We start from the raw sequence: 26,451 nt of genomic DNA on the forward strand, positions 1-26,451 counted from the left end.
GCCCGCCGCGTCAGCAAGGGGCGCGGCGTCAGCAAACGGGGCCGCTCGCTAACGCGTCCCGCTGAGATGGGCTCCTACTGGGTCAACTCGTCGGTCAAGATCCAGTCCGGTGCCGGCACTTCGCTCTTGGCCCCGTTGGGGGTCAGGATTGCCTGATAGACGTGATAGTCAATCGTGTTGGAGACCGACTTGGTGGCCCCGTCGGCAAACACCATATTCACTTGATCGGGGTGGTTGGAAGTCGGACGTGCAAGATCGCGGCAATTGGTGAGATCCATTTCCAAGATGTCGTTTCGCAGGGCTCCCGAGCTGCCCAATGTCCCGTTGATCCGGTGGACCGCTTGAACGGTGGGAAAGATCCCGACGTTGCGATCGTCTTCGAAATGCCACACCATCCCCGTGGTGAATTTTGCCTTCAAGTACGCTTCCATGATCGTGGGTGTGCCGCTGGTCGCAGAGTTTTGTGCCCAGTCCAGTTGCCCCGTGGTACTGATCTGTTTCATGTCATTGCCGGCGGTGAATCCGGGCTGGAACCAGGCGAGTGCTTGAAGGTTTTCGCTGAACATCGCCGTGTTCGTTTGGCCGTCCGTGATGTCCTCCAGCGTCATCTTTGTTCCCGAAACGGTGAAGAACGCGGGAGCAATCGCGTCACCCATGTAGCCGCTTCGGAAAAGTCCGTTCTTCTTGTTTTCCGATTGATTGAAAACGAATGCGGCTCCGGTCACGCTTTGATTGTTGATCACATTTTGCACAAATGCCTTCGGGTTGGCGTTGTTGAGCCCCGAGTCGACCGAGCCGTTGTTGCCGACGTAGCTGTTGTATCCAAACTGACCTCGCGTGACGGTGCTGCTGGGGCATCGAAACACGTCGACCGTCGCGCCGGACAAACCATTCCAGGCCGCAATCCCACCGCTGTCGTCTGTCGAAATCACCGGGAATTTGTTCGTCGACCAACGTTCGTACAGCGGCTGATTGTCCAGATAGGGCAATAACTCGACGCCGTAACCACCGATCTTCAGGTGCGGGGCGATCACGGGACCACCGGGAACCGCGGGGTCGCTGCCGCCGGCGTAGCTGCCGTAAAAATTCGTGTAATGCGGCAACCGTCCTTTGCTGGAGTGGAACGTCGTGGTGGCCAATCCCAGTTGCTTGAGGTTGTTCAAACACTGAACGTTTCGCATCCGCTCGCGAACGGCACCGATCGCGGGCAACAACAAGCCGACCAAGATTCCGATGATGGCGATCACCACCAACAACTCCACCAGGGTGAAACCCTTAGATTGACGTTTCATTTGCTCGCGTTCCGAACGAAGAGAGAAGAAGAGACCAGTGATCCGAATCAGTCGGATCTTCACGGCATGCGAACTGGCCGGCGTTGGTTTGTAATCGGTTCCCGCACGATTGGATGAGCTCCCATTATCGCGGTATTTCCGAGGGAGTGCAAATGCATCCGCCCTTGAATTGCTAGAAAAATCGCTGCCGGCGGCGGGATGTTTGGTCAAAACGATGGCAAACGTCGGTTTTACCGTCGCCCAGGCAGCCCGATCGGCATCATCGACGGAGGGGGCGGTGCCGCCGGCGCCAGCGGGCGAATGCCACCTCCTTTGGCACCGAAGGAGTTTGCGGAACGGGGGCGAGCGGGCTGTCGATGTAATCAGCCGTTTGGCGCGAGCCTACGGGTCCTGGTGTGTTTTCTTCGTGCTGCAGGCCCGTACGCTCGCGCGAAACGGCTGATCCCATGTGTGATCGGCTTAAATCGGACAGCCCGCGAGCTGTCCGGTTTCACTGTGAAAGACCGGAGGGCTCGCGCCCTGCCGCTAACAAAAACACGTCTCGTTCCCCGGTCCGCGGGCCTCACCGATGGGGGGAGCACCGCTAGGAACCAGGACGGGAACCTGCAAAACTCTGGGATGCTGATTATGGTGTTGCGTTCCCCGTCCCGTTCTTTTCTTTTTTCGCCGTTTCGATTTTCGGCGTCGATGATCCTGCGTTTCAGTGATTTATCTCGACTTCAATCGCACCACGCCCCTGGCGCCTTCGGTTCTCGAGGCGATGCAGCCGTATTGGTCAACGCACTACATGTTGCCCGGCCAAGAACACGCGCACGCCCACGCGGTCGGCGAAGCGCTTGAGGGGGCGCGGGAAAGCATTGCGGCGATGGCCGGTTGCGAGTCGTTTGAGATCGTTTTCACCAGCGGCGGAACCGAAGCGAACAATCTGGCGATCCTGGGACTGCTCGGGGCTGCCGAACCGGGACACGTGCTGGTCAGCCAATTGGAGCACGAGTCCGTTTTGGGCCCGCTGTCCGGTTTGCCGACGCGGGATCCACGCTGGACGATCGAGACGATTCCCTGCGAGCCGTCGGGGATCATCTCGCCGCTGACCGTCGAAGCGATGCTGCGGCCCGACACGCGTCTGGTCTGTCTGCAAGGTGCCAATGCGATCGTCGGAACCATTCAGCCGGTCCGTGAAGTCGCCGATCGTTGCCACAACCGGGGTATCTGTGTCCACTGCGACGCGACCCAGATGTTCGGCAAGGTTCCCGTCGACGTCAAACACCTCCGCGCCGACACCGTTGCGATCAGCGGTCACAAGTTTTACGGCCCCAAGGGATCGGGTGCGATCTACGTCCGCCGCGGTTTGCAACTCGACCCGATCACGTTTGGGGAACCGCGCGAGATGGGATTGCGTCCGGGGGCGGAGAATATTCCTGGCTGCATCGGCCTGGGCGCCGCGGCGAGCCTGGCCGAGCGGTATTGTGTCGAAGCCAACGATCAATTGGCCGAACTTCGCGACCACTTTGTCAATCATCTCTCGGAGCAACTGTCGAGTCCGCCGCTGGTGCTGTGCAACGCATCGCCGCGGTTGCCCAACACCGTCGCATTGGAGTTGCCCGGCGACGCGCGGCGGATCCACGAATCGGCCAGAGAGTTGGCCTTGGCGACCGCTCAGGCGAATTCACCGCCGGACGAGTTCACACGGTCGCTCCGCGCGATCGGACGCAACGATTCGCAAATCGGTCGCACCCTCCGCGTCTCGCTCGGTTGGACCACCAGCAACGAACAAGTCGAGCGCGCCGCGGGTTTGATCGCCGAGGCGTTTGATGGTTGAGAAGGGCGTTGTCAGATTTGAGATTTGAGAGATTCATGCTGGTGCCCAGGCTCCGCCCTACGCCGTGAACGATTTGTTAGCGGCAGGGCGCGAGCCCTCCGGTGTTTTGGCAAAGATGCGGAACCGGAGGGCTTGCGCCCTTCCGCTAACACCTCGTAAAAACACAGGAAATGAATCGTTCGCGGCGCAGGACTCCGCCTGGGAACGAGTTCCCCCCTACGGTGCTTCCTCGAAACCGACTTGATTGATTTCCAACAGCGAGGGTTCGTTGATGTAGACGCCGCGGAAATCTGGTGGCTGGGGCTGGTTCTTGATCCGGATGCCACAACGGCTGCAGTCGCCACCGGGGACCGCTTCGGTGGTCGTTCCCGGCAAGGTCAGCAAGTAGTCCGGGTCGATCGGACCGGGATCGATCCAGAGCCCTTCGGGGGTCAGTTCCATCGTTCCCAGATCCAAGTCCAGTCCGCGTCGAATCACTTCGTAGTTGACGAAGATATTGAGCAGCGAGTTCTGTGCGTCGAGCAAGTCGCCGAGTGCGGAAATCGTATCGCGAGCTGCGGTCGGGCCACTGCTCAGTCCGCGGGCGTCGCGGAGTTCGCGGATGTCTCCGTTCAACTCGATTTGCGATGCCGCAATCCGAACCGCCTGCCGTCCATATTCAAAATTGACGCGGTTGACTTGCAGCTGACGGACTTGTGCCCGCAACAGCAACCAGATGCTGTCTTCGTATTCGTAGTAGCCGCGTTTGGCCTGCTCGAATTCGATCAACGATTGACGATAGGTATTGCGTTCCTGTAGCCGCGTGATCGGGGCGTCCCACTCCAAACCGACGCTCAACGTGCTCGATTTGCCGCGGAGTGCGAAGGGGTTGTTTTCCCCGGGCGCTGTTCCGACACCTCCGCTGACGCGGATGTCCAGCGAACTTTCCAGGTCGTCGGCGATGAATTCGATCGCCCGCCAGCTGTCGACCAGTGCCGCCCGAGCGTTGGCCCAGTCGCGACGATTTCGCCGAGCGATCTCAAAGGCTTCGGCGGGCTGGATGTTGACTTCCGGCAGCAAGGCACTTTCGGTGCGGGCGCGAGCCTGGATCAACTGCATCGTCAGGATGTCATCGCCCAGTTCGGACAGCAGGTCTTGCGTCGCCAAGATCAACTCCTCACGGATCTTCTTGGACAACTCGGTCGGCGTGTCGCCTTGTGGACCTTCTTCCAAGAATCGATCCAGCGAGGCATTGATGGACGCCACTTTCGCCCGGTATGATTCCAGCCGACCCATCAAGGCGTCATAGGAATTTCCCAAGTACGACTGCAGGGTTGCCAGTTCACTGACGTCAAACACCGACTCGTCAATCTTGTCGACCTGCAGCAAGGTGCAAATGTTCTCGCGTTCGACTTCATAGAGTTCGACCAATTGATCGTTCTGTTTGATTCGTTGCGGAATCGTTTCCGCCAGTTTCGCGATGTCGGTGGCCACGATCGGCGCGTCCACTTGCTGTAGCTCGCCGAGGAATGCTTCCAGTGGTTCCAGTTCGGTTCGTAATCGCCCGACGGTCTCTTCAACGACCGGCGTCCAAGACAGCAGCGACACCGGCAAACCGGTATCGGGATCGGTCCCCGACTCGGTTTCTTCCAGCAATGCAAGGTTCAGCTGGCCGACGACGCTACGCAATCGGATCAGTTCTTCGCGACGTGAACGCAGGTCGCGATCGATCAATTCAAACCGCTCCAACAATGGGTCTTGGATGCGTGCACAAAGGTACGGGGGCAGTCCCAGCGTGCCGAGGAACCGGTCCAGTGAAGCTTGGTAGGCCGCTTGTCGCGTCACCAGTTGGCTTTGCGAATTCAACAGGGCGCTCTTTTGTTGGGCGACCTGCAATCGTTGCGAAATGATCTCTTGAGGGTCATCTGGAATCGTCGTCAGCAATTCGATCAGGGTGTTTTCCAACACCAGCTGGTTCTCGCTCAACCGTGCGATGTTCTCTTCCAGGTTGCGGATCTGCAATTGATCTTGCAGCAGCCCCATGAACCCGCCGGCGTCTTGGACGCCGCCGAAGCCACCACCGCCGCCGCCGCCAACACCGCCGACCAGACCACTGCCCAGCCCGGTGAAGCCAGACAGTCCGACGCCGAACACACCGCCACTTCGTCGAACCTGGCTTTCCAGACCTCGGCCCACCGTGACGTTCAGATAAAAGCTGCGGCGAAATCGCTCGAAGGAACGAATGTTGGCCAACAGGGCACGCTCGGCCAGCGTCAAACGCGTCATCACCTTGTCGCGCCCGGCTGCCCGCAGCAAAGGCTGAAACAGCTGAAAACTCATCAGCGACGTCGCACTCTGGGTGTTATTGCCGCTGAGTTCCCAGACGATGTTGTTGGCGACACCGGCCACCAGGCTTCCGCCATGGGCAAACGCTCGACTGAAGTTCAGTCCCGTCGTGCCGACGCCCAGTTGAGAACTATCGCCGCCACCGGTCATGTCGTAGAACGTGCCGCTGCCACCAAAAAACTGTGTGTCGAACTGGAATCGTTCGCTGCTGACATCAAGCGCCGACAAATACAACGTCTCGAGTTGTTGCTGATAGTCCGTCGAGTGCAGCAGAGCGATCTGAACGGCGGTGTCGGCGTTGAGCACCAGCACGCCGTCCTTGTCCAGCGGCAAGAACTGATACCAGTCCGGGTTCTCGACCGAATTGGTGAATCCGGCCGCACCCCACATCGGGTACCCGCGACGCCCATCAACACACTGCATGTAACGATGCGAGGCGGGGTCGTCCATCGGCATCGGTTGGAAATCCAAGTCGAACGGGTTGTACATCCGACTGCGACGGTCGACATCAATCCCCAGCCCGGTGTTCGGTCGCCGCGCCAGATGGGAGGTTTTCTCCTGCAACAGGCAATGGACTTCCTGGTCGGCCTGCTTGCGGTAGTGCTGGCGGTGGCATCCGATCGCGCTGAGCCCGGTCAGGGCGGCCAACGACGCACTGAGCAGTGCTGTGGCCAAGTGATTTCGTTTGCCCGAGGTCCCTTTCCGGCTCGTTCGCACTCTACGCAATGTCTTTTTTGTAGCCACGTTTGATCCGCGATTCCGTTCGAATGGTTACGATGCGGCGAATTGCTACCAAAAGGCAAATCGCTGCGAGTCAATTGAGTCGTTCAATTGGCATTGCCAGAACAACCCAACCATCGATTCGGACAACAGGGATTGCGATCATCACCGTTTCGCTCGCCGAGTGGTCGGTTTTGGCACGGCAGGGGGGCCGGTTGTTCCGGCTGTGACGATGATTCGGCCTGGGCGACGGAGCGATGCGACCGCCCCACTCCGACAAAACACGCCTGAATCCGCCTCGAAATCGTCGTTTGAGGCCTAGGAAGACTGAATCGGCCAGGCAAGATGCTCCGAAACCATAGAAATGCTTGACGCTCTATCTTGCCCAACTTAGTATCCAACGGTTGGAAACCTGCACCTTTTCCGCACCAAACCCGTTTTCGAGCCTGTTCGAAGGCTTCCGACGCCGGCGCTGCACCGCGCGGGTCCCTAAAAATCGCCTCCTCTGACGACGATCTGTCGCCGCCCAACCATCATGAAATTTATTATTCTGGCAGTCCTGTTGGCGATGTTCATCGCCTTCGTCGTGATGGTGGTCAAAGCGGCCAAACAGTGGCGTTGGTACCACATCACCAGCGCGGTGATCGCGATGTTGCTGGCGATGATCCTGCTGTTCCCGACCGCAGGTGTGCTGAAGAGTCGCCAGGCGTGGCACAAGATCAAAGAAGACTTGGAAAAGCGACTGGCCAACGTCGAACAGGAGAATCGCCAGCTTCAATACGGCGACGGCGGTGCCGCAGCCGGTGGCGAAGGCTTAAAGTCGCTGTCGTTGAAGCTGTCCAACCTCGGCACCGAAGCCGGTCGACGCTGGCGAAGTCTGGCCTTTGGTGGAGCGGATCCCTCCGGTCAAATCACGCTGCGAGCCAACACCGCTCCCGCCGTGCCCGGCCAACCGGCCCCGGCGGCGGATGCGGCCGCCGGCCCCTTGGTCCCGGTCGGCTTGGTCGTTTACGGATTCGCCGAAGGCAAATTCCGCGACCTGGAACAACCCGTCCCGATGGTCTACCTGGGCGAGTTCAAAGTGATCGCCAGCCAACCCAACGTGGTCACCATCGCCCCGACGTTTCCCTTGGAACGCAATCAGTTGGATGCCATCAACAGCGGCCGGGCGACCAGCTGGTCCTTGTACGAGATGTTGCCGCTGGACGGTCACGAGCCCTTCATCGCCGAGGGCAGTAAGGCCGATGAAGACAACATTCTCGGTCGCGTCGACGACGAATTGGTCAAGATGATCCTGCGTGCCAATCGGCCGGAATCCAACCAGGAAACGATCGCCAACTACCTCCGTGACGGACAACGTGGATCCCCCGAAGACCCCGCGGCCCGTTGGATCAAAGTCCGCTTCGACAAAAAGTACACGATCGATGTGGACAGCCCCGAACAGCGTGGTGCTCTCGAAGGCGGCTTCTTTGATAACAACGGACGAGCGGTCGATAGCAGTCTACAACGCGCCGATGGAGGATCGATCACGTTCGCCGTCGGCGACGAATTGGTCGTCAAAGAGGAAGCCGCCAAGCTGTTGATCGACCAAGAAAAAGTCGCCTCGCTGGTCGACACGTATTACTTGCGACCGCTGAACGACTATCGCTATGTCTTGCGACGGATTCGATTGCAAATCAGCGAACTCGATATCCGCATCGCCGAAATGCAGTACGAAAAGCAAGTCTTGGACGCCGCGATCGCCGCCACACTGGGCATGCTGGAAAAGGGACAGGAAGAAAAGCTGAAGCTCGAGCAGGATCTCGCCCAGCACCAAGTCGAAAACGTGGCGTTGAAAGAGTACTTTGACCAGGTTCGCGAGGACTTGCGGCAAATGAAAGAAGCCACCTCGGTGCTCTATCGCGACAACTTCGTCAAACTCCGCCAAATCCAACAACTCGCCGCCGCCGCAACGCTGACGGATACTTGAGCGGCGTGGCATGACCGCGACCGGGGGTCAAAGCCAGTCGCCGGAGGTGAGCGCAGCGACACCTCCGGGTGCTCTTTGCGCCAACGGCGCCACACCGCAAGGGACATCGATTGTATAAGTGACGGATTTGATCGTAGCGGCAGGCGCCAAGACTTTTGCAGCGTGGCCCCTCTCTGGCGTTTGCTTACTGCGCAAACGCCGTCTCTCCCAGAGGGAGAGAATCTAAATTGGTTGCCAAAAGCTATCGTTATACAATCGTTATCCCTTGGGGTTGGCGGCCTGTTGGCGACCGGAACTTGGGGTGCGCGGGCGCGACCCCATGCTTTGATGTGGCACGCCGCTGGCGTGCGGGCCGCAGGAGCGGTTGCCGCTCGCGAGTCGTTCCCACAACGCGGTATGGCGAGTAATTCGTCAGTAATGCAATCGACGTCCCCTGCAGCGAGCGGGGGCGCCTGAAGGCTGGACACCAACGTTTGCTGGTGTGCAGGCTTTAGCCGCCCATTTCGCTGCTTCGCAGCGAGCGGGGGCGCCTGAAGGCTGGACACCAACGTTTGCTGGTGTGCAGGCGTTAGCCGCCCATTTCGCTGCTTCGCAGCGAGCGGGATGCGCCTGAAGGCTGGACACCAACGGTTGCTCAATCCCTTGTGGCTTGAGCCCGTGTCGTTCGGATGGGGCGTCTTGATGACGGGATGATGGGTAGTCGCAGAGCTGCCGCTTTTAACCGCCGACCGGGTCTTCGCTGTGGACGGTGTAGACGAATTCTTCGTCTTTCATGTCGATGGCGATTTCGGTGATCGATGCGTTGGTGGCCAGGCTGGACAGCACTTGTGATGACAATTCGGGCAGCAGCGATTTGTTCAGGATGTGGTCGACGTTTCGAGCCCCCGTGTCGACTTCCGTGCATCGCGCACGAATCCCGTCGACGACGTCATCGGTGTAGGTGAACTTCGCACCATAGCTGTCTGCCACACGACGCTGCACCTTGCCGAGTTTCAGCCGCACAATCTTGCTCATCACTTCGTCGCTGAGCGGGTAAAACGGAATCACGCTCGTTCGACCCAAGAACGCCGGCTTGAACGTTTTGAGCAGTTCGGGGAAGACGGCTTCCAGGAACCCATCGGGATCGGGCATCGTTTCGTCATCGGCGCAGAGACTTTTGATCAAATCCGTTCCCGCGTTGGTGGTCATGATGATCACCGTGTTCTTGAAATCGATATCGCGACCTTCGCCGTCTTTCATGTTGCCCTTGTCGAAGACTTGGTAAAAGATGTCCTGGACGCCGGGGTGTGCTTTTTCGACTTCGTCCAACAGGACGACCGAGTACGGTTTGCGGCGGACGGCTTCGGTCAGCACGCCTCCTTCGCCATAGCCGACGTAGCCGGGAGGCGATCCCATCAACAGCGAGACTTTATGCTCCTCCTTGAATTCCGACATGTTGATCGTGGTCATGTTTTGCTCGCCACCATAGAGCAGATTGGCCAGCGTGATCGCGGTTTCCGTCTTGCCGACGCCGCTGGTGCCGGCCAACAGGAACACGCCGATCGGCATGCGTGGATCGCGCAATTGCGCGCGGCTGGTTCGAATGCTTTGCGCAATCCGATCGAGCGCGTGGGACTGGCCGACGATCGATTCCTCCATCAATTCTTTCAAATTCAACACGGTGTTGATTTCGTTGCTGACCATCCGTCCGACCGGAATGCCGGTCCAAGCGGCAACGGTTTCGGCGATCGCACTGGAATCGACACAGGGAAACAGCAGAGGCGTTTCGCCTTGCACTTTCTTCAATTCCTTTTCCGCGGCGACCAGTTCCTTTCGCCAGGCTTGCAGTTGCTCTTCGGTCGGCGGTGCGGCTTCCTCGGCATCCCCTTCACCGACCTTGTCCGCAGACTTCGCTGCATCCTTGGCCAGGGAACCCTTGTCTTGGGAACCCTTAGCTGCCGATTTTTCAGCCTTCGCGTCGCCGGGTTTTCCTTTGGCCGCGTCGTGTTCCCCCGACTCTTTCTGCTCCGCTTTCCAGTGCTCGGGCGAGTCTTTATCGAGCCGTTTTCGAAGGTCGATGATTTTCCCCAGAATCTCTTTTTCGGTCTCCCATTGCTCGTTCAGTGTTTCGAGCCGTTGTTCGACCGCAACCTTTGCCTCCTCGGCCGCCGCGATGGCTTCGGAATGCTCCATGCCGGTTTGTTCTTCGCGGCGGAGGATGCGTAACGAAACGTTCAGCTGATCGCGGCGGCGGGTCGCGTCTTCGATCGCCGGTGGCGTCGACGATTGGCTCAGCTGAATCCGAGCGCACGCGGTATCGAGCAAGCTGACCGACTTGTCGGGCAACTGTCGTCCGGTGATGTAACGATTGGAGAGCTTGACCGCTTCGACGACGGCGTCGTTCATGATGCGGACGTGGTGATGGTTTTCCAGTGTGTCGACCAATCCCCGCATCATTTCGACTGCCGTCGGCTCATCGGGTTCGTCGACCTTGACCACTTGGAACCGCCTGGCCAATGCGGCATCCTTTTCGAAGTATTTCTTGTATTCCGCCCAGGTCGTTGCGGCGACGGTTCGCAGTTCGCCGCGGGCGAGGGCGGGTTTGAGCAAGTTGGCGGCGTCGCCTTGTCCGGCTTGGCCGCCTGCACCGATCATCGTGTGGGCTTCGTCGATGAACAAGATGATCGGCGTGGGAGATCCCTTGACTTCGTCGATCACTCCGCGGAGCCGGTTTTCGAATTCGCCCTTCATGCCCGCACCGGCTTGCAGCAGCCCCAGGTCCAACGTTCGAATGCGAACGTTGCGGATGGCTTCGGGGACATCACCGGCTGCCACGCGGAGCGCGAAGCCTTCCACCACAGCGGTTTTGCCCACACCGGCTTCACCGGTCAGGATCGGATTGTTTTGACGTCGGCGGGTCAGGATGTCGATGATTTGGCGGATTTCGGGATCGCGTCCGAGCACCGGGTCAATTTGTCCGGCTTCGGCGCGACTGGTCAAATCGATGGTGAATTGATCCAGCGACGGAGTTTTGGTCGGGCCGGTCGTCGGCTTGGTCGGGTCTCCGCTCGGCCGCGGCCCGGCGCTGCCGACCGCCATCGGAATCTGTGCCTCTTCGCTGTCGGCGAGTAGCACTCCGAAATCTTGAATGATGGCGTCGCCGTTGATTTCGTCGAACTGATCGGAGGCATCGCGGGCGAGCGGTCGCAGCGTCGAGGAGGTCAACAAGGCGACCAACAGGTGTCCGGAGCGGACTTTGGCGACGCCGTGATCGACCGAAGCGAACAGCCAGGATTCACGAACCAGGTCCACCACGTTGGGCGAGAGCGCGGGCGGGCGGCCGTTGCCGGTTTTGAACTTGTCGATCGCTTTGTTCAAATCAGACATCAAGCGAGAGACGTCCACGCCCGACGCTTTACAGGCGATCGTCAGGTCGGATTGGTCGTTCTCCAACAACTTCAGCAACCAATGCTCGATCTCGATGTTGTAATTGGTTCGCGACAGACACAGCCCTGCCGCCGCTTCCAGCGCGCCACGGCAAGTGTCATTGAGTTTTCCGACGAGTTCTTTGAGATTGATTTGTGCCATGGTTCGGTCAAGCGTCGAAGGTCAGAGAAGAGGACATCTATGTTCTAGCGTGTTGGCGCACCGTCGTGGTGAAAAACCGCGTCGTCGCTGTCGCGCGTGGGCGGTTTGCTGCAAAGCCAAGTGTTCCATCCCAAATGCGGTTTGACCTTGGTCGATTCCCCGGGACCGGTGAAGGAGGATTCCGAGGGTAATTCACAGACCGGAATTTCGTCGGCCGACAGGATGACTTGCAGGTCAAAATCAAACTCCAACCCGACGTAGCTGCGGATGAATTGGCAGATCCGCACCAAGGTTTCGCCGGTGGGCATCAAGCTTTCAAATTGTTGCCAGGTCACCGGCCCGATCTGGATTCGGAATTTTGAACTGGGGTCCCATGTCCGGTCTCCCATGATCGTATCGACACCCATCCGGCAATGGCCGTCGGCACGCCCCAAACGCGATCGTTCGGCGATCGGCAACACCAGCCATTGGCCGAACAGTGACAGCACTGCGGCCGGCAATTGCAAGTAATCGGACACCATCGCGCGGAGGGATTCGGCGGTCGGACGATCGACGAATTGGCCGCCGTAATAAACACAGGCGTCATCGGCCGATTCCAGGCGATTGCGGACGTGCTTGGTCCCGCGGCCGACGATCGCTAGCAGGGCTTCGCGAACCAAATCATTTTCGGGGCGTTGGTCGTTGACCGCGTTTTCGAAGCCGGCCGGTAAAAAGTACTTTTCCCACGCCCGATAAAAAAACGACAGCTGGCGATGGGAAAAGATGTCCAAAAAGTCCCGCATCGCAACGTCTTTGTTGTGCACGCGGTCGATCACCAGTTGGGTGTAATGATTCGGCAAGGCGCCGGCCGGACCGATCAATCCCCAAAACGCAATCTCCAATTCCCAAGGCTGATTGTCCGAATCGTCTTCCGCGTCGCTTTTTCTCTGTCTCGGGTGCAGCGACACGATTTCGCTGGGCGAGAAACTCAGCGAGACCTCCGATCGAAAGCGGACGCCTTCTTCGGAAATGTTGCTGACCGTTCCCAGACGCCCGCGACGCGCATTGGACCCCAGCGCCAGATCGCGATCCAGCTCCGCCAACGCACCGGAGAGCAGCAACCGAACGGCTTGAAAGAAACTGAATTGATACGGCTCGTCGACGAGCCGCTTGCTTACAGAAACGTCTGTCTTCCGGATCGCGCCGGCCATCGGGCAACCTCTTGTTCTCGGAGGCTACTTCGCAACGAGGTTCGGGTAAAGGAATTGATGGAAGCGTACAGGGACAGGAATCGTTCCAGTACCATGCCGAGCAAATAGGCACCGCCGCTGCTCAAACGTTCTTCGTCGATCAAGATGTCCAGGTCCAGACCGCGACACAGCGTTGATCCGCCGGACGGGTTTTGACAACGCGCCACGCCGGGTCGGCACTTGACCGAACGAATCGAATCGATCCGTTGCTGTGAGTCTCCCTTGCCGATGAAATCGTACAGTCCCAGGATTTCTCGCAGTGCCGTGGCCCCTTCGTCGGCGTCGAACAGCGACACGTGGCCGAGCGACAGATGGCTGATCATCCGCCAGTACGTGCCTTTTTCCAGCGGCGGCCGCAGTGTCACCCGCGGTTGGGTGACGCACTTGGGGGCTTCCAGCGGTCCGCCGTGTACCAGCTGCAACTTCGGGCGGCCGCCGCCAAACTCCAACCGCTGGGGCAGATTTCGGCTCGTGCAAAGCGCCCGCACGTCGAGCACGGTTCCGTCACTCTGGTCGGGCTGGAAATCCAGATCGACCAATGACAAATAGACCTCAGTCGCCAGATCCTTGGCACCGCCGCTTTGCCCCGATCGACGCCGATGCAAATGATAAAATCCCCGCCGCAGCCTCTCCTCGCCGGCGTGCCGGACCGAATAAAACGGGTGATAAACCTTTTCGTCGCGTTCCGAATCGATCGCCGTCACGCTTGAAAGGCTGTGAACTTCAAACGCCCTGGGCTGGCGGGCATCGGGAATCACTCGATATTCCGGCATCGTATAGCTGACCCGGATCGGTTCACATCGCTGCTCAAATAGATTGACCATCGGCGTGCAACCGATGCGAATCGTTTCCGGTTCGACAAATTGCTCCACCGCACCGACATGGCGTTTCATCAAGACGTACAGGTGCAGCGATCCGCCGAATCCTTTGAGCGATTCCTGTGAAATCCCTTTGACGTCGAAGAACATGAATTTCTCGGGCGCCGCGAAGTATTCCGACAACAATCGGTAGCCGCTGAACGTTCGCGGTTGCGAAGGAAAGATGCACTCGTCGGCCTCGAACCCGATCGGATGGATTGCAGCGGCCGACAATCGAATCGGTTTCGGATCGGTGGGGGAACGCGCCAGCAAGACTTCGATCGAGTCGTTATGAATCAATTCGTAAAAGTCCATCGCGGCATGTGAAATCCCGCGGATGAAAAAACGCAGCGACGTCATCTCCATCGTTTCGAAGGTGACGGCTTCACGAAAGCTACGTAATTCCACATGCAAGACCGATTCGGCCTTGGGCAACAGCGGCGACGGGGGGCATTGGAAGGGCTGCCCCTTGTATCCCGCCGCGGCGACCTTGTAGGGAAACAGCTTGACCGGATAGACGGTTCGATATTGGCAGGCCCCGTCTTCGGTCGACTCGGTTTCCACGCCTTCGCCGGCAGCGATCTTGTAGCCGCCGACCAATTCCGCCTGTCGCGGATCGAGCGCGAACTCGACCACCGCCGTCGACGGGATCGGGGCGAGATAATGCGGGTAGAGCACGCCCAGCATCGCGTGCGTGATTTCCGGGAAATCATCGTCCAGCTTCAGTCGGGTGCGGGCCGACAGCAGCGCAAAAGATTCGATGATCCGCGACACGTGCGGATCTTCGCTCAGGTCATCGCCCAACCGCAGCCGCGCGGCGATCTTGGGATGCTCCTGGGCAAACTCCGAACCGAAGCGGCGCAGGTATTGAAGTTCCTGGTTGTAGTAGGGCAGCAATCGATCCGTCATCGGCGAACTCCACGCACTAAAAAGTCTCCGCTGGTCGCGTCCAACTTGCTGTCGTAAATCACCGGTTCGGGAGCGGGGTCGACCTTCAACATTCCGTCGATGCGAAAGCGGAGTGCCCGATCGGTCGGATCGCTGGTGTCGGCGAGTCGGACGTGGACGTTGATCAATCGCGGCTCAAAGGCTTCGATCGAACGCAACATCATCCGGCGCAGCATTTCCTGTTGTTCGCGAGAGCCTGTGTTGATCCCCACGCAATCGGGGATGCCATAGGCAAATAACGAGCGGTCCAATTCTTTCAGATCGTCGGGCCAACTGGTGGCGCGACAGCGGGTGTTGAGTAGTGCTTGCAGGTCGCGTCCCACGCTTTCTTTCATCTGCTGTAACACCTGGGTCCGGTTCAACGGTGCTTCGGTCCGATTGTGCGGTTCCAAGTCGATCAGCCGATCGAGCACGCTGGGGATCAGTGGGCGGTCGTTGGGAACGCGAGACATTTACTCACCACGCCGGATCGTTTGCAGTTCCATGATCGGCAAGTCTTGGTCGCCCGCGAGCAGCATTTTTTGGCCGCGGCCGCGAACGATTCCCTGGCCCGAATCGGCCCAGTCGGTGCCGCGTCCGAGTTGCAGATTGGCGTCGGTCGGGCCGTCTTCTTCCGGCTCCAAATAGATTGCCGGCAGGTACACTTCGCCGTCCGGTCCCGACTCGATCGACAGGGACGCTTGCCGCCAGAGCAGGTCAAAGGGACGCTTGGGCGGATGGATTTCCATCTCCAGGATCTGGTTCCAGTCGACCCAGAAATACTTTCCGGTCGTCGTGTGCACTTCCAAGACCGGCGACAGCAGGTCGTCCAAGTCGCGGATCTCGTCGACCTCGTTGCCGTTGACCTCAATCGGCTGATTCAGGTTGGCGATTTCCGCCATTGGTTGCAGGGCCGCCGCGGCGGCGGAGACGTCGCCGGAACGATACAGCGTCAATGCCTGAAGGTGTGCTTTGAGTTTGTCAGACGGCTCACCCAAAAACTCCGGCACCCGGCCTTTGAAGAAACATTCTCGCCGGGCCAATTCCGCTCGCACCAATTGTCGCAACAACGCCGCACCGATGGCCGCTTGCGGGTCTTGATTGGTGACGGTGTCGAGTTGTTTGTCGGCACGCTCAAAGTTGCCGGCGATGCAGGAGAGTTCGGCGAGTTGAAACCGCAATCCGACGTCGGCCGGCTTGGCTTTGACCATCGCCAGGGAGGCGTCCACCGCTTCGTCCAGCCGCCCCGCTTCGTACAGCTCCATCGGAGTGTTTGTCATCGTTGAATGCCTCGGTTAGACGGTGGAACGCGAGTTGGAGTGATTGAAAATGATTGGCATCCGCCGGATCTTACGAGCGTCCGATCCGGGTCTGCAGGCGAACGCTTCCGACCATTTCGTCGAGTTCGTAGTGCGGCGCCAACCGCATGATACAGTAAAACGATCCCGGCTTACCGGGGTCGGGTTGGACGGTGATGCTGGCTTCGCGAAGTGGTTTGCGGCTTTTCACGTCGGCGCTGGCTTCCCGGTCGGCAGTGACGTACTCGATGATCCAGTCGTGCAGCAAGCGTTGCAATTCTTCGGCCGTGGTAAACGAGCCCATTTTGGTTCTGCCGATCACTTTGATGTAGTGGGCGAACCGGGAGACCGTCAACATGTAAGGCAGCATCGCGCTGATTTTTGCGTTGGTGTTGGCGTCGGCGGTGTCGTACTTCTTGGGACGTTGTAGCGATTGGCCGCTGGCGAACACCGCCATCGGCGTGTCTTTGCAATCGCAAATCGGCAGCAGCCCCAAATCGCTGAGTTGTCGTTCCAGCGAATCGGTGACCGCGATTTCGGTCATCGGTCGCGGGACCACACCGGGAGCGTCGGTGGGAAAACTCAGCGCGGGCAGATCGGAGACCAGTCCGCCGCCCTCGACGTCCTGGCGCAGCCCGCGGATGTCTGCCAGCCAACCGCTGGTCGCAAACGAACGCATCAACACCGCGGCGTAGGCATAGCCGGGGTTGCCCCACAAGTAGTTCTTTCCGTCGGGGCTGAAAACGTCTTCGCGGAATACAAATCGATCGATCCGGCTGCCGTCGTCTTCGTATGGCCCACGCATCAGGATTCGCGGCAGCACGACGCCGACGAATCGGGCGTCTTCATCGTCACGCAGCGCGTTCCATTTCAAGTAATCCGTTCGCGATAGACGGGCTTCATGGTCGCGCGTCACCTGCAACTCCGAGAAACTCTCCAGATCCAGCAGCTCTGGACTGGCCGCCAACAGCACCGGGCAGAACGAGCTGGCCGCCACGCCCGACAAGGCTCTCAGGATCGACAGGTCATCGGTCGGGTGTTCTGCCGACACGCGGGGATGGATGTCATAGTCTCCGATCAACACGCCGAACGGTTCCCCGCCGGGCATCCCCAGTTCTTCCTCGTAGACCTTTTTGAACAGCGCACTCTGATCGAATTCGACGTTGCGTTCAAAGTCCTTTTCGAGTTCTTTCCAACGCGCCGACAACACGCGGACCTTGATCATCGGATCGCTTTCGATGTCCGCTCTCCGGACCAGAAACGCCAACCCGCGCCAAGAGGATTCCAAACGCTGGAACTTGGGATGATGCAAGATCGCGTTGATCTGGTCGTTGAGCAACCGGTCGATCTCGGCGATGTCGGCGGCCAAGCGGGCGAGCACCGACTCCTTGTTCCGCAGCCGCCGATCTTGGCTCCAGCTCTTGCCGAACCAACATTCCAGCGACTCTTCGACATCGTTTGCGGCCAGGAACTTGGCCAGGGGCGCCGAAGACGAGGGACCCGATGGCGACGTCGGCGCCGCACGGCCGTCGTGGTTGTCCGCAGCGACAGCCGACAGCACTCGCTGAAGCAGAGACTCGGCAAGTACTTCGGTGTGATACGATCCATCGGAGCGGAACTCGGCAGGCGACATCGTGGCTTGCTCTTGGCAATGGTTGGCGTGCAGCCTTCAGGCATTCCAGGGTGCAGAGGCAACGCTGTGAAGCATTATTTAGCGGTAGGGCGCGAGCCCTCCGGTGTTTCGGGAACGATGAGGAACCGGAGGGCTTGCGCCCTGCCGCTCACTTCTCGTAAAACGCAGGGAATAAATGCTTCACAGCGTTGGTGCAGAGGGATCGGCTAAAGCCTAGACACCAACGGTTTCTGCCCGCGCCATCGGCGGCGGGCACTTCGATAACTCTGGTTCCGGGTCAGCCAAGCTTGGGGATGCTGGCGACCATTCGCATGCTGGTCGTCAACTCTTCCATTTGCAGCCAGGGTCTCATCCACGCGACGGCGTTGTAGGAGCCCGGTTTGCCCGGGATCTCCTTGACCTCGACGCGTGCTTCGGCCAGCGGATAACGGGCACGCACGTCCGACGGCGGATTGGGGTCGCTGGTCACGTAGTTGTGGATCCAGCGATCGAGCCACGCTTCGCAATCGCTCGCTTCCATGAAGGAACCGATCTTGTCGCGTCCGAGGACCTTCAAGTAGTGCGAAAAGCGGCTGGTGGCCATGATGTACGGCAACCGTGCGCTGATCGCCGCGTTGGCGGTCGCTTCGGGGCGATCGTAGAGTTTGGGTTTTTGGGTCGTTTGGGCGCCAAAGAAGACCGAGTAGTCGGTGTTCTTGAAGTGGCACAGGGGCAGGAACCCGAGATCGCTGAGTTCTTTTTCACGGCGATCGGTGATGGCGATTTCGGTCGGGCATTTCAAGTCCATGTCGCCGTCATCGGCTTTGAAGATATACGAGGGCAGCCCTTCGACCTTGCCGCCGTTTTCGACACCGCGAATCGTGGTGCAGAAACCGGTCTTGGCGAACGCGTCGGTCAATTTCGTGCCCATCACGTAGGCCGTGTTCATCCAGCAGAATTCATTGTGCGCGACGTGGATGGACTCGCCTTTTCTCCCCACCGGGACTTCTTCGTAGGCGAATTCGTCGATGGTCTTGGTGTTCGCGCCGTAGGGCAAACGGGCCAGCGTTCGCGGCATCGTCAACACACAGAACCGGCTGTCTTCGCTCTCGCGGAAGCTTTTCCACTTGGTGTATTCGGCCGAATCAAAGATCCGGGCCAAGTCGCGTGGTTTGGACAGTTCGGTCCACTCGTCAAAGCCGAACAGTTGCGGCGCGGTGGCGGAGATGAAGGGACAGAAAGCCGAGGCGGCGACACCGCTGACGCTGGTCAGCAGATCGATGTCTTCGGGGTGGTTGGTGAACTCGTAATCGCCGATCAGCGCTCCGTAGGGTGCGCCACCGGGAGTGCCGAATTCGTCCTCGTAGAGTTTTTTGAACAACTGGCTTTGGTCGAACTCGACGGCCCGGTCCATGTCCTTGAACAACTCGCGTTTGCCACAGTTGAGCACACGGATTTTCAAAGAGTCACCGGTCTCGCTGTTTTGGACCAAGTGATGCAGTCCGCGCCACGAGCCTTCCAGTTTTTGGAATTTCTCGTGATGCATGATCGCAGCGAGCTGGGTGCTCATTTTGGCATCGATGCCGGCGATGGCGGCATTGATCGATCGCATGACATCCTTGTCAAACGTCACGGTCCCCTTCAGGGCTTCTTCGGTCAGCGTTTTGATCAGCTCTTCGGCACGAGAGCGTTCGGTCTTTTTGGTCGCCGCGATCGCGGTTTCGAGCAGACTGGCACTTTCTTCGGTCTCGGTCGTTGACTGCTGTTCAGCTTGGCCTTCGGTCTCACCGGTACTCATGGCAAGTTGACTCCTCACATCGGGGGATTGATTCAGAATAGTTTGAAGGACGAATGGGGGCGGTGGTTATTCCGCTGCCGATTCGTCGTTGTCCATGCCAAGCTCTCCGGAAAGCTGCTTGAGCTGGTCGCTGTTTTTGAGCACTTGTTCCAGCACGTTTTCCAGATCGTCGCTACGATCGATTTTGGTGGCCAGATCACGTAGCTTGTTTCGCGTGGCCATCAGCTTCTTCAGCGGATCGACCTTGTCGACGATGTTCGCCGGTTCAAAGTCGTCCATCGAATTGAAGTCCAGGTTGACCGACATTTCGCTGCCGTCACCGGCCAGCGTATTTTCGACACGCATGTTCAATCCCGGTGTCATGCGTTGCAGCACATCATTGAAGTTGTCGCGGTCGATTTGGATGAACTTTCGATCCTTCAACGGTTTCAACTTGCTCGTCGGATCCCCCGAGAAATCGCCCATCACGCCGACCACAAAAGGCAGCTCTTTGACGACCTGTGCCCCTTCGGTTTCCACCTCATAGGTGATGTGAACGCGAGGCTTTCGGACACGGTTCAACTTTTGTTGTTGGCTTTCGGCCATCTCATTATCTCCAGACGCGCGATTTGCGAGCTCGAACACGAGCCCCTGTACCATTCGGTTTTAAGTCACCGGTCCCCCCCAGGCAAGCTTTGCGAGGCCGCCGAGCGACAAGAAACCAGTGAAAATGTGTCTCAATCATCGTCGTACTCATCCTCCTTGACCGGAATCCCGGTGCGTTCGGACAAGTTCTTCAGCACACTTGAGTCTTGTATTAATTTTTGCAGCAGGGTCGGCAGGTCCATGCGTCCGAATTCGACGGTCTGTTGCAGCATGTAACTGACCGGCGAATGCGGTTCGGTCTTACGAAAGAATTCGCTGGCCTTCATCAGCATCCGAAATGCGTCTTCGCGATTGTTGACCTGGGCCTGTGCCAGGTCGACCTTGGGCCCGGTGTTGGGTGTCAATCCTGTCGCCGTGGTCTCCCCTTCGCCTTCGGGTGCTGCGTCACCGTTGCTGGACAACAGGTTGCGCGTCAAGTTCGAAAACGCCTGCTGAATCGTCTCCAGCGTTCGTCGGATCTGACTGCTCGGCGGCGTGTGGTCCTCTTCGCCCTCGACGCTGCACTTGGATTCCAGCACCGCGGTCATTTCCTTGTAGGCCTCGATCGCCTCGGCAATGTCTTCCTCTTGTTGCCGCAATTGATCCAAATCAATCTGGCGGACCGCATTGTCGAAGTCGCTCTCGGTGACTTCGCCGCCACCGCCCCCGACGGTCGCCTCGCGGTAGGCCGCGTACGTCAGCGCGCCGTACTCGGGCAGCATCGGGATCTCCTCCAGCGGGGCGATCAGTGTCCCCGGTCCTTCCACGCCGTTCAAACTGGCAAGCTGCGAAACCGTGTCCAGGTACCCGTCCTCTTCATCATGTGGCGGGTAAATCCCGTCCCAATACGTCTCGCAAATCTTGCCGATCAATCGAAATCCGTCGCGTGCCCCGGCGTAGCCGTTGCGTCGCGTGTTGGCCTCGACCAACCAGGACGCGACCCACAGGTCTTTGGAATGATGGGCGATGATGTCGACGCATTGATCCAGCACGGCTCGCCAGTCCGGCGAGCTGGGCACTTCGACGCCCTGTCCCTGTTCGCTCAACGCGGCCAGTTCGTCCTCGTCGTACATTGCGAATTCGCGAATCTTGCGTTCCGCATTGACCGCCTCGGCGCGTGCGTCCTTGGCGCGCTGGAACCGCTCGAAATCGCTGCGACGCAGATACTGCCCGCTCGGCGCTTCGTCCGAAATCGGGGCCAGCAGTTGATCAAAATCAAGTGTCGTTTCAGATGCCATGATGAACTCTCGGTGCCCAGCGTTGTGGACGTCTCACGGGAATGCGTTTAATCGTTGCCGCTGCGACGCAGACTCTGGGCCATCTGGTCCAGGCTCTTCGCATGAATTCGACTCGCCCAACTCTTGCTGATCCCAATGCGATCGGCCGCTTCGGTCAGCGAAAAACCTTCGAAATAGATGGCGATGATCAATCGTTTTGCATCATTGGGCAGCTCGTTGACCAATTTGCGTAGCGTTGTTTGCATTTCACGGTTTGCAACGACTTTGCTGGGGATCTCGTGCTGGTCGGCCGCTTGTGCCAAGACGCTCGTTTCCGAATCGTCATCACCGCTGGCCAGGTAGACGATCGCAAGCCGCTCGGCCATCTTACCCAACCAATCCGCATCCTCGTCGGAACTGGTGCCATCGCCACGGGATTCCGACTTTGAGGATTCCGCATGCAGGACATCCTCAGCCATGTCGCGAAACCGCAGCCGCCGCAACCGCGCACGACTGGTCCAGTTCATCTTCGAGACCCCGTCGTAGATCGCCCCGCGGACTCGGTAATAGGCGAACGTCGTGAAGCGGGCGCCGCAGTCGGGGTCGTATTTCTGTGCCGCTTCGGCCAGCCCCAGTTGGCCGTAGGCAATCAGGTCGTCCAGATCCATCGGGATCGGCAGCGAACGGTGCACCCGCATCGCCAGCGAACGCACCAATCCCTGCGCTTCGTTGATCAGGTCGGTGGGTGATTCGCCGTCACCGGAGGACGCGTCGCTCGGATGGGCACTCACGATTCCGCTCCCAAAGAATTCCAAAATCGCTCGATCCGTTGGCGGCTGTAGGCATTGGTCCACAACGCCCGACCGACTTCATCATATAGGTCGGCGGGCAGCTGCCGTGACCGCGGCCCCAGCCGATGTCGCAGTACCGCGGTGGCGATCGACACGAACAACGCCTCGTCGCACGGGGCGTTCTGACGCCGAACCTTCTCTTGGCGAAGCACTTCCAAGAGCTGATCCGAATTCTCTTGAAGCCGAATCAGCGTCTCCCCCAGCACCTCTTGCAGCAAACGCTGGCTCTGACCAGCCGCGGTGACGTCGGTCGATCGCTCGTGGTCAGGGGCGACACCTGATGCGTCGCCGGCCTCGCGATATTGCGTGTATGTCTGGCGCGACGGGGAGGGCTGGGCAGGCATCGGACCGCGTTCACTCTGCGTTAAAGTACCAAATCAACAGCCCGACGATCGTCGCCACCAAGGCGCCGTTGATCACCATCAGAATGCGGACCCCGGTCTGCATCCGTTGTTCCTCGGCGAGGGCTTCACTGCCCCATTCCAACTCCTCTTCTTCGTTGGTCGCTTTTTTGAACACGCTGGCCAAAAACGCCTGTCGGTCCGGCATCGCGCCGGTGGCGACGAAGTAACAGCCGCTGAACAACAGCGGTTCGCCGTCACTGAGATGCGGGCCGGCGGCGTTGATCGCGTAGGCCGACTTGATCAAGTGCGCCAAACGGGGTTGGAACGTCGACCGGATCCGACACAGCAGCGAGTACAGATGACGGTTGCCGGGTTTGCTCAGCCCGTCGCCTTCGCGAAACAGCAAGTACGACCAATCCTCGAACGCCCCGCAGGCATGTTTGACGACCGCATCCAGCTGTGGCGCCGTCGGCAGATTCCACAATCCGTATCCCTTGCCGAATCGTTGCACCGAAGACCGTTCGGCACCGACGCGTCGGACCAGCTCGCGGAACCCGGTTTCCATTTCCATCGAATCGACGACGTGGGTGACGCTGCAGCGAATGCGCAACGACCCGCGCAGGCACGCCAAATCGGCTTTCAGTGCGATCAAGATCTGGTTGACGATGTCTTGCGAGCCGTCGGCCAGGAAACGAAACGGCGTGGAGACGATGACGCCGTTGATCGGGCACAGTGGATCGCGCAAGCGGCGGAACAGCCGGCACAGGTAGGCCAGCCGCGCCGTCGCCAGGCTGGCATCGCTGGGCGTCAGGATCGCACTGGCGATCCCACCGCCTTGCGGTTGCATCGGGTTTTTGACGCCGCCGGATAGGTCGCCGACCATCATCGTGCCCCGCATGTCGGCGCCCTGGTTTTGTGGCGGCACGGGAATGTTCAGCCCGGCGATCGTGTTTCGAACGTCGGCCGAATAGGCCGAGGCGTTGCCGCCGGCGGACGGCATCGGTGGGCGCAGCGCGGCCGGATTCTGTCCCATCGTGCTGACGTCCATCGTCCGGTCGGCCTGGAATGGCTGAGGGGCACCGGGCATTTGTCCGGGAACGATCGTCGAGTCACGCGGCGAACCGAGCAGCTTGCTCAGCTGGCAACACTCGGTGCACACCACATAGATCGCCTGTTGATTGGCGAACACATGGATCGGAGCCGGCCCCAACGGCGCCCGCACGGGGAACTGCGTATTGGAAGTCGCCATGAAGGAGTTGACCGATTCGACCGTCCCCGGCCCGGCGATCAAGAAGATCGGCGTCTCGGACGGATCAATCGATTGCTCCTCCATCGCGGTCAATGCCGTCTCCCAGGCACGGTCGATATCGGGAAACGCCGACGGTTCGCCTTCGAGCCACAGCTTGAGCGCGAACCAAACGACGATCGGGATCGCGATGACCAGCAAAAAGATCGCCGGCAACTCACGCCAGTAGAAGCTCGCCTTCTGTTCGGTCTGGTCGGTATAAAAACGAATAATGGCCCAGATGATCGCGACCAGCAGCAAGCCGAAGAACAGCAGCCAGGCGGCCCGCGCCTGCAGCGACAGGCCGAGAATCCGCTTGGGCGAACTGATCACGCTGCTGGGGATCTGCGCCAACATGCGAAACGGGTACAAGACCGCATCGACGAAGCTTCGTATTGCGCTGCCCATCGTTATCGACTCCGATCTTCAATCATGGCCACACCAACATTTTTCCGATTCCGATGGCGACCGCCGCCAACAACACGCAACAGATCACCGAGCTGATCAACAGGTACTTGCCTTCCAGCGGCGGAGCCCCTTGTCCGGGGCGTCCTTGTTCCAGGATCGGCGGTCGGCCCTGTCCCAATTGGATCGCCATCCCGGTCCGCCGCGCCCATTCGTCCAGCGACGCCGGGACGCCGAAGTGTTCGTGTTGGGCGGTCGCTTCGGGGTCTGCGTAAAGCCCGCGAAACCCCAGCACGACGCAGACGTAAAACACTTCCAACGCGTCCTTCTGGGGCAACTCGGTGGCCTTTTGGCTCTGCTCGTAAAACTTGGAAAACGCGCTGGTGCTTTTAAAGATTTGAAATTCCAAACGGTTTTGTTCCCACCACTTGCTGCCGTCCCAGGCGGCTTCGATCAGCAAATCGTCGACCCAGGCGACCAGTGCATATTTGGCCAGTTCCCAATCGGGCCGCCGTCCGAGCATGTTTTCGGCGTTGTCGAGCAGGCCGCGGATCTTGGCGCTGATGTCTTCGGGGCTCGGATTCTTATTCGCCTCGATTTCATCCACGACGGACGAAACGTACATGAACACGGGGTCAACGGCGGCGGCGAATTCTGGCGACATGGAGGAGCAGGGTTGATCCGAGGCGAAGGTGAACAGCGTAACAGCGGCAAACGGTCTCAGTCTTCAGCGGTGGGGACGGCGAACAAGCTCAGTTTGAGCGTGCCTTCGATTCCGTCCACGTTGATTTGCAGCTCCTTCTTTCCCTGCAGCGTCGCCAGATTCGCAATCAACGCTTCCTTGAAACGGACGCCCAACCGCGGTGAGTCGTCCGATCGCAGGTCTTCCCAGGCCGGTCCGCTTTTATTGACGCTATAAAACAGCCAATTGTCGCCTTGCGGAAGGGCGCGTGGAGCTTTGGTCTCGGTGATTTTCAATCCGTCTTGGCGAAAGCGGAACATGAAATCGACCTTCTCGCTTTTGCCCAGTTTCCAGTCCAGCCGGCCGATTTCCAGCAATTCACGACACTGTGCCGCCGTGATCCGCTCGTGCTGCACTCCAATGTACCATTCCCAACCCTTGCTCATCCATTTTTGGTCCAGCTGGACTTCTTGTCCTTTTCCGGCACCGATGAAATCGCGCCGCTCGAATTTGTATTCTTGGACTTCCGTGATCAAGGAGCGGATCTCTTCGAGCACCCAGCGGAAGATCCGCGCCAGATCGTCATGGTCGTACAGCGGGATTTCACCGGGCCGACGATCGGAGCGGAAAATGGAAAGCGATCCGACGATCCGGCAGAGGTCGGTGTAGGCGACGTGGGGGTGGACGCCACGGGCAAACGCCAGCGATCGCAGCGATCCATAGCCCGCGTTGAGCGCCGTCAACATCAGCAACCGGTTCATGTCACCGGCTTCGGGCGCTCCCTGCATGATGCCCCGCGTGATCACCTGGGAGCTGAGCACTTCGATCTTTTGACCGATGATATCGTAGGCGGCCCGCACATAGTCGCGTGCCAGTTCTGGCCAGGCGTCACAGCCGAGCACCGGCGGAATGTATTCGTTGTCCAGCTCCGGCGCGGCCTCGGCGGCACCGGAACGCTTGATCCGCGCGATCGGCAGCGTTTCGTAACCGGCCAGATTGTCCGTGCCCAACAAGATCTGGACATTCAACGTCCGCAACGAAATCTCTTGCTCGTTGCCTCCGGCGTTTTCATCTGCGACGGTCCCGGGAAGCCCCACGAAACGATGCTGGCCGCCGCGCTCGGGCAAGGTGTTGGGACGCCCGAGCCGTAGTTTTGGCACGGCCAAAAAAACGTCAATCGATTCGACCTGATCAAATGCATCGGACAGACTTCGCTTGACAGATCCACCTGTCTTACCCAAATCCACACGATCGGGTTGTTGGGCCGAGTCGATCCAGATCACGGTGCCGTCGCGGAGCCGGGCTTGGCATGCGCTCAATTCGAACTGGCCGTTGGCGATCGCTTCACGGCTGAAACTGATCTGCCGAATCCCGTAGTTGTACCCGTGATCGAGCGCAACGTGCTGTCTGGCATTCTCGTCGATACTCCGTTCGGCGGCCTGCATGTGATGGGGCCGTAAAAACATCCCCTCTAACCAAGCAACACTCTCGTTGTGCATCGCTGTAGTGTTCTCCTCACCGGGGCTGTCAGAAATCTGCCGTCAGTAATCGCATCGTTGCCATCAATTCCACTGGACGATGATACTCTAGCAGGTGTCGGGTATCGTTCCCACTAGGTAAACTTTTCCCG

Annotated in this window: 18 protein-coding genes; 2 read left to right on the forward strand and 16 right to left on the reverse strand. The window is 59.2% G+C overall.

Annotation, left to right across the window (positions count from 1 at the left end; translation table 11 throughout):
• Positions 1 to 74 precede the first annotated feature (74 nt).
• Positions 75 to 1,292 (reverse strand): DUF1559 domain-containing protein, encoded by a 1,218-nt coding sequence (locus NZK35_RS08475; protein WP_259632100.1) that lies wholly within the window; start codon positions 1,290 to 1,292, stop codon positions 75 to 77.
• Positions 1,293 to 1,995: 703 nt separating this feature from the next.
• Here NZK35_RS08475 and NZK35_RS08480 point away from each other — a divergent pair.
• The gene (locus NZK35_RS08480; RefSeq protein WP_259632101.1) at positions 1,996 to 3,111 is read left to right on the forward strand and encodes a cysteine desulfurase family protein; all 1,116 of its coding nucleotides are present in this window, start codon (positions 1,996 to 1,998) and stop codon (positions 3,109 to 3,111) included.
• Between the two features lie 216 nt (positions 3,112 to 3,327).
• Here NZK35_RS08480 and NZK35_RS08485 read toward each other — a convergent pair whose 3' ends face one another.
• The gene (locus NZK35_RS08485; protein ID WP_259632102.1) at positions 3,328 to 6,111 is read right to left on the reverse strand and encodes a hypothetical protein; all 2,784 of its coding nucleotides are present in this window, start codon (positions 6,109 to 6,111) and stop codon (positions 3,328 to 3,330) included.
• Between the two features lie 580 nt (positions 6,112 to 6,691).
• Between NZK35_RS08485 and NZK35_RS08490 the strand changes: the two genes are divergently transcribed.
• Positions 6,692 to 8,125, forward strand: coding sequence for a hypothetical protein (locus tag NZK35_RS08490; RefSeq protein WP_259632103.1), 1,434 nt, complete (start codon positions 6,692 to 6,694; stop codon positions 8,123 to 8,125).
• Positions 8,126 to 8,842: 717 nt separating this feature from the next.
• Here the strand turns inward: NZK35_RS08490 and tssH are convergent.
• The 14 genes from tssH to tssK all read right to left on the reverse strand — a co-directional run bounded on the left by tssH (position 8,843) and on the right by tssK (position 26,320).
• Entirely contained in the window at positions 8,843 to 11,692 is a 2,850-nt protein-coding gene (tssH, locus tag NZK35_RS08495) for a type VI secretion system ATPase TssH (RefSeq protein ID WP_259632104.1), read from the reverse strand.
• A gap of 44 nt (positions 11,693 to 11,736) precedes the next feature.
• Positions 11,737 to 12,882, reverse strand: a complete 1,146-nt coding sequence (gene tssG / locus NZK35_RS08500; protein ID WP_259632105.1) for a type VI secretion system baseplate subunit TssG — start codon at positions 12,880 to 12,882, stop codon at positions 11,737 to 11,739.
• Positions 12,846 to 14,687 (reverse strand): type VI secretion system baseplate subunit TssF, encoded by a 1,842-nt coding sequence (gene tssF, locus NZK35_RS08505; RefSeq protein WP_259632106.1) that lies wholly within the window; start codon positions 14,685 to 14,687, stop codon positions 12,846 to 12,848. The genes tssG and tssF overlap by 37 nt, the downstream gene beginning before the upstream one ends.
• The gene (tssE, locus tag NZK35_RS08510; RefSeq protein ID WP_095736225.1) at positions 14,684 to 15,178 is read right to left on the reverse strand and encodes a type VI secretion system baseplate subunit TssE; all 495 of its coding nucleotides are present in this window, start codon (positions 15,176 to 15,178) and stop codon (positions 14,684 to 14,686) included. The genes tssF and tssE overlap by 4 nt, the downstream gene beginning before the upstream one ends.
• Positions 15,179 to 15,985, reverse strand: coding sequence for a type VI secretion system accessory protein TagJ (locus NZK35_RS08515; RefSeq protein ID WP_259632107.1), 807 nt, complete (start codon positions 15,983 to 15,985; stop codon positions 15,179 to 15,181).
• 70 nt (positions 15,986 to 16,055) lie between these two features.
• Entirely contained in the window at positions 16,056 to 17,636 is a 1,581-nt protein-coding gene (tssC, locus tag NZK35_RS08520) for a type VI secretion system contractile sheath large subunit (protein ID WP_259632108.1), read from the reverse strand.
• A gap of 277 nt (positions 17,637 to 17,913) precedes the next feature.
• Positions 17,914 to 19,413 carry a type VI secretion system contractile sheath large subunit gene (gene tssC / locus NZK35_RS08525; RefSeq protein ID WP_259632109.1) on the reverse strand — a complete coding sequence of 500 codons (1,500 nt, stop codon included), beginning with the start codon at positions 19,411 to 19,413 and terminating at the stop codon, positions 17,914 to 17,916.
• A gap of 66 nt (positions 19,414 to 19,479) precedes the next feature.
• Entirely contained in the window at positions 19,480 to 19,998 is a 519-nt protein-coding gene (gene tssB, locus NZK35_RS08530) for a type VI secretion system contractile sheath small subunit (RefSeq protein ID WP_259632110.1), read from the reverse strand.
• 131 nt (positions 19,999 to 20,129) lie between these two features.
• A complete protein-coding gene (gene tssA / locus NZK35_RS08535) occupies positions 20,130 to 21,275 on the reverse strand; it encodes a type VI secretion system protein TssA (RefSeq protein ID WP_259632111.1) in 1,146 nt (381 codons plus the stop codon).
• Positions 21,276 to 21,322: 47 nt separating this feature from the next.
• Positions 21,323 to 22,045: a sigma-70 family RNA polymerase sigma factor gene (locus tag NZK35_RS08540; RefSeq protein ID WP_259632112.1), complete on the reverse strand. Its 723-nt coding sequence runs from the start codon at positions 22,043 to 22,045 to the stop codon at positions 21,323 to 21,325.
• A complete protein-coding gene (locus tag NZK35_RS08545; protein ID WP_259632113.1) occupies positions 22,042 to 22,449 on the reverse strand; it encodes a hypothetical protein in 408 nt (135 codons plus the stop codon). The genes NZK35_RS08540 and NZK35_RS08545 overlap by 4 nt, the downstream gene beginning before the upstream one ends.
• Positions 22,450 to 22,459: 10 nt before the next feature.
• The gene (locus tag NZK35_RS08550) at positions 22,460 to 24,142 is read right to left on the reverse strand and encodes a type VI secretion system protein (RefSeq protein WP_259632114.1); all 1,683 of its coding nucleotides are present in this window, start codon (positions 24,140 to 24,142) and stop codon (positions 22,460 to 22,462) included.
• A 22-nt stretch (positions 24,143 to 24,164) separates the two neighbouring features.
• Positions 24,165 to 24,803, reverse strand: coding sequence for a DotU family type IV/VI secretion system protein (locus NZK35_RS08555; protein WP_259632115.1), 639 nt, complete (start codon positions 24,801 to 24,803; stop codon positions 24,165 to 24,167).
• A gap of 56 nt (positions 24,804 to 24,859) precedes the next feature.
• On the reverse strand, positions 24,860 to 26,320 hold the full coding sequence (gene tssK / locus NZK35_RS08560) for a type VI secretion system baseplate subunit TssK (protein WP_259632116.1): 1,461 nt from the start codon (positions 26,318 to 26,320) through the stop codon (positions 24,860 to 24,862).
• Between the last annotated feature and the right edge of the window lie 131 nt (positions 26,321 to 26,451).

Origin of the sequence: Stieleria sedimenti, assembly GCF_025060895.1 — a bacterium.
Classification (GTDB): domain Bacteria; phylum Planctomycetota; class Planctomycetia; order Pirellulales; family Pirellulaceae; genus Stieleria; species Stieleria sedimenti.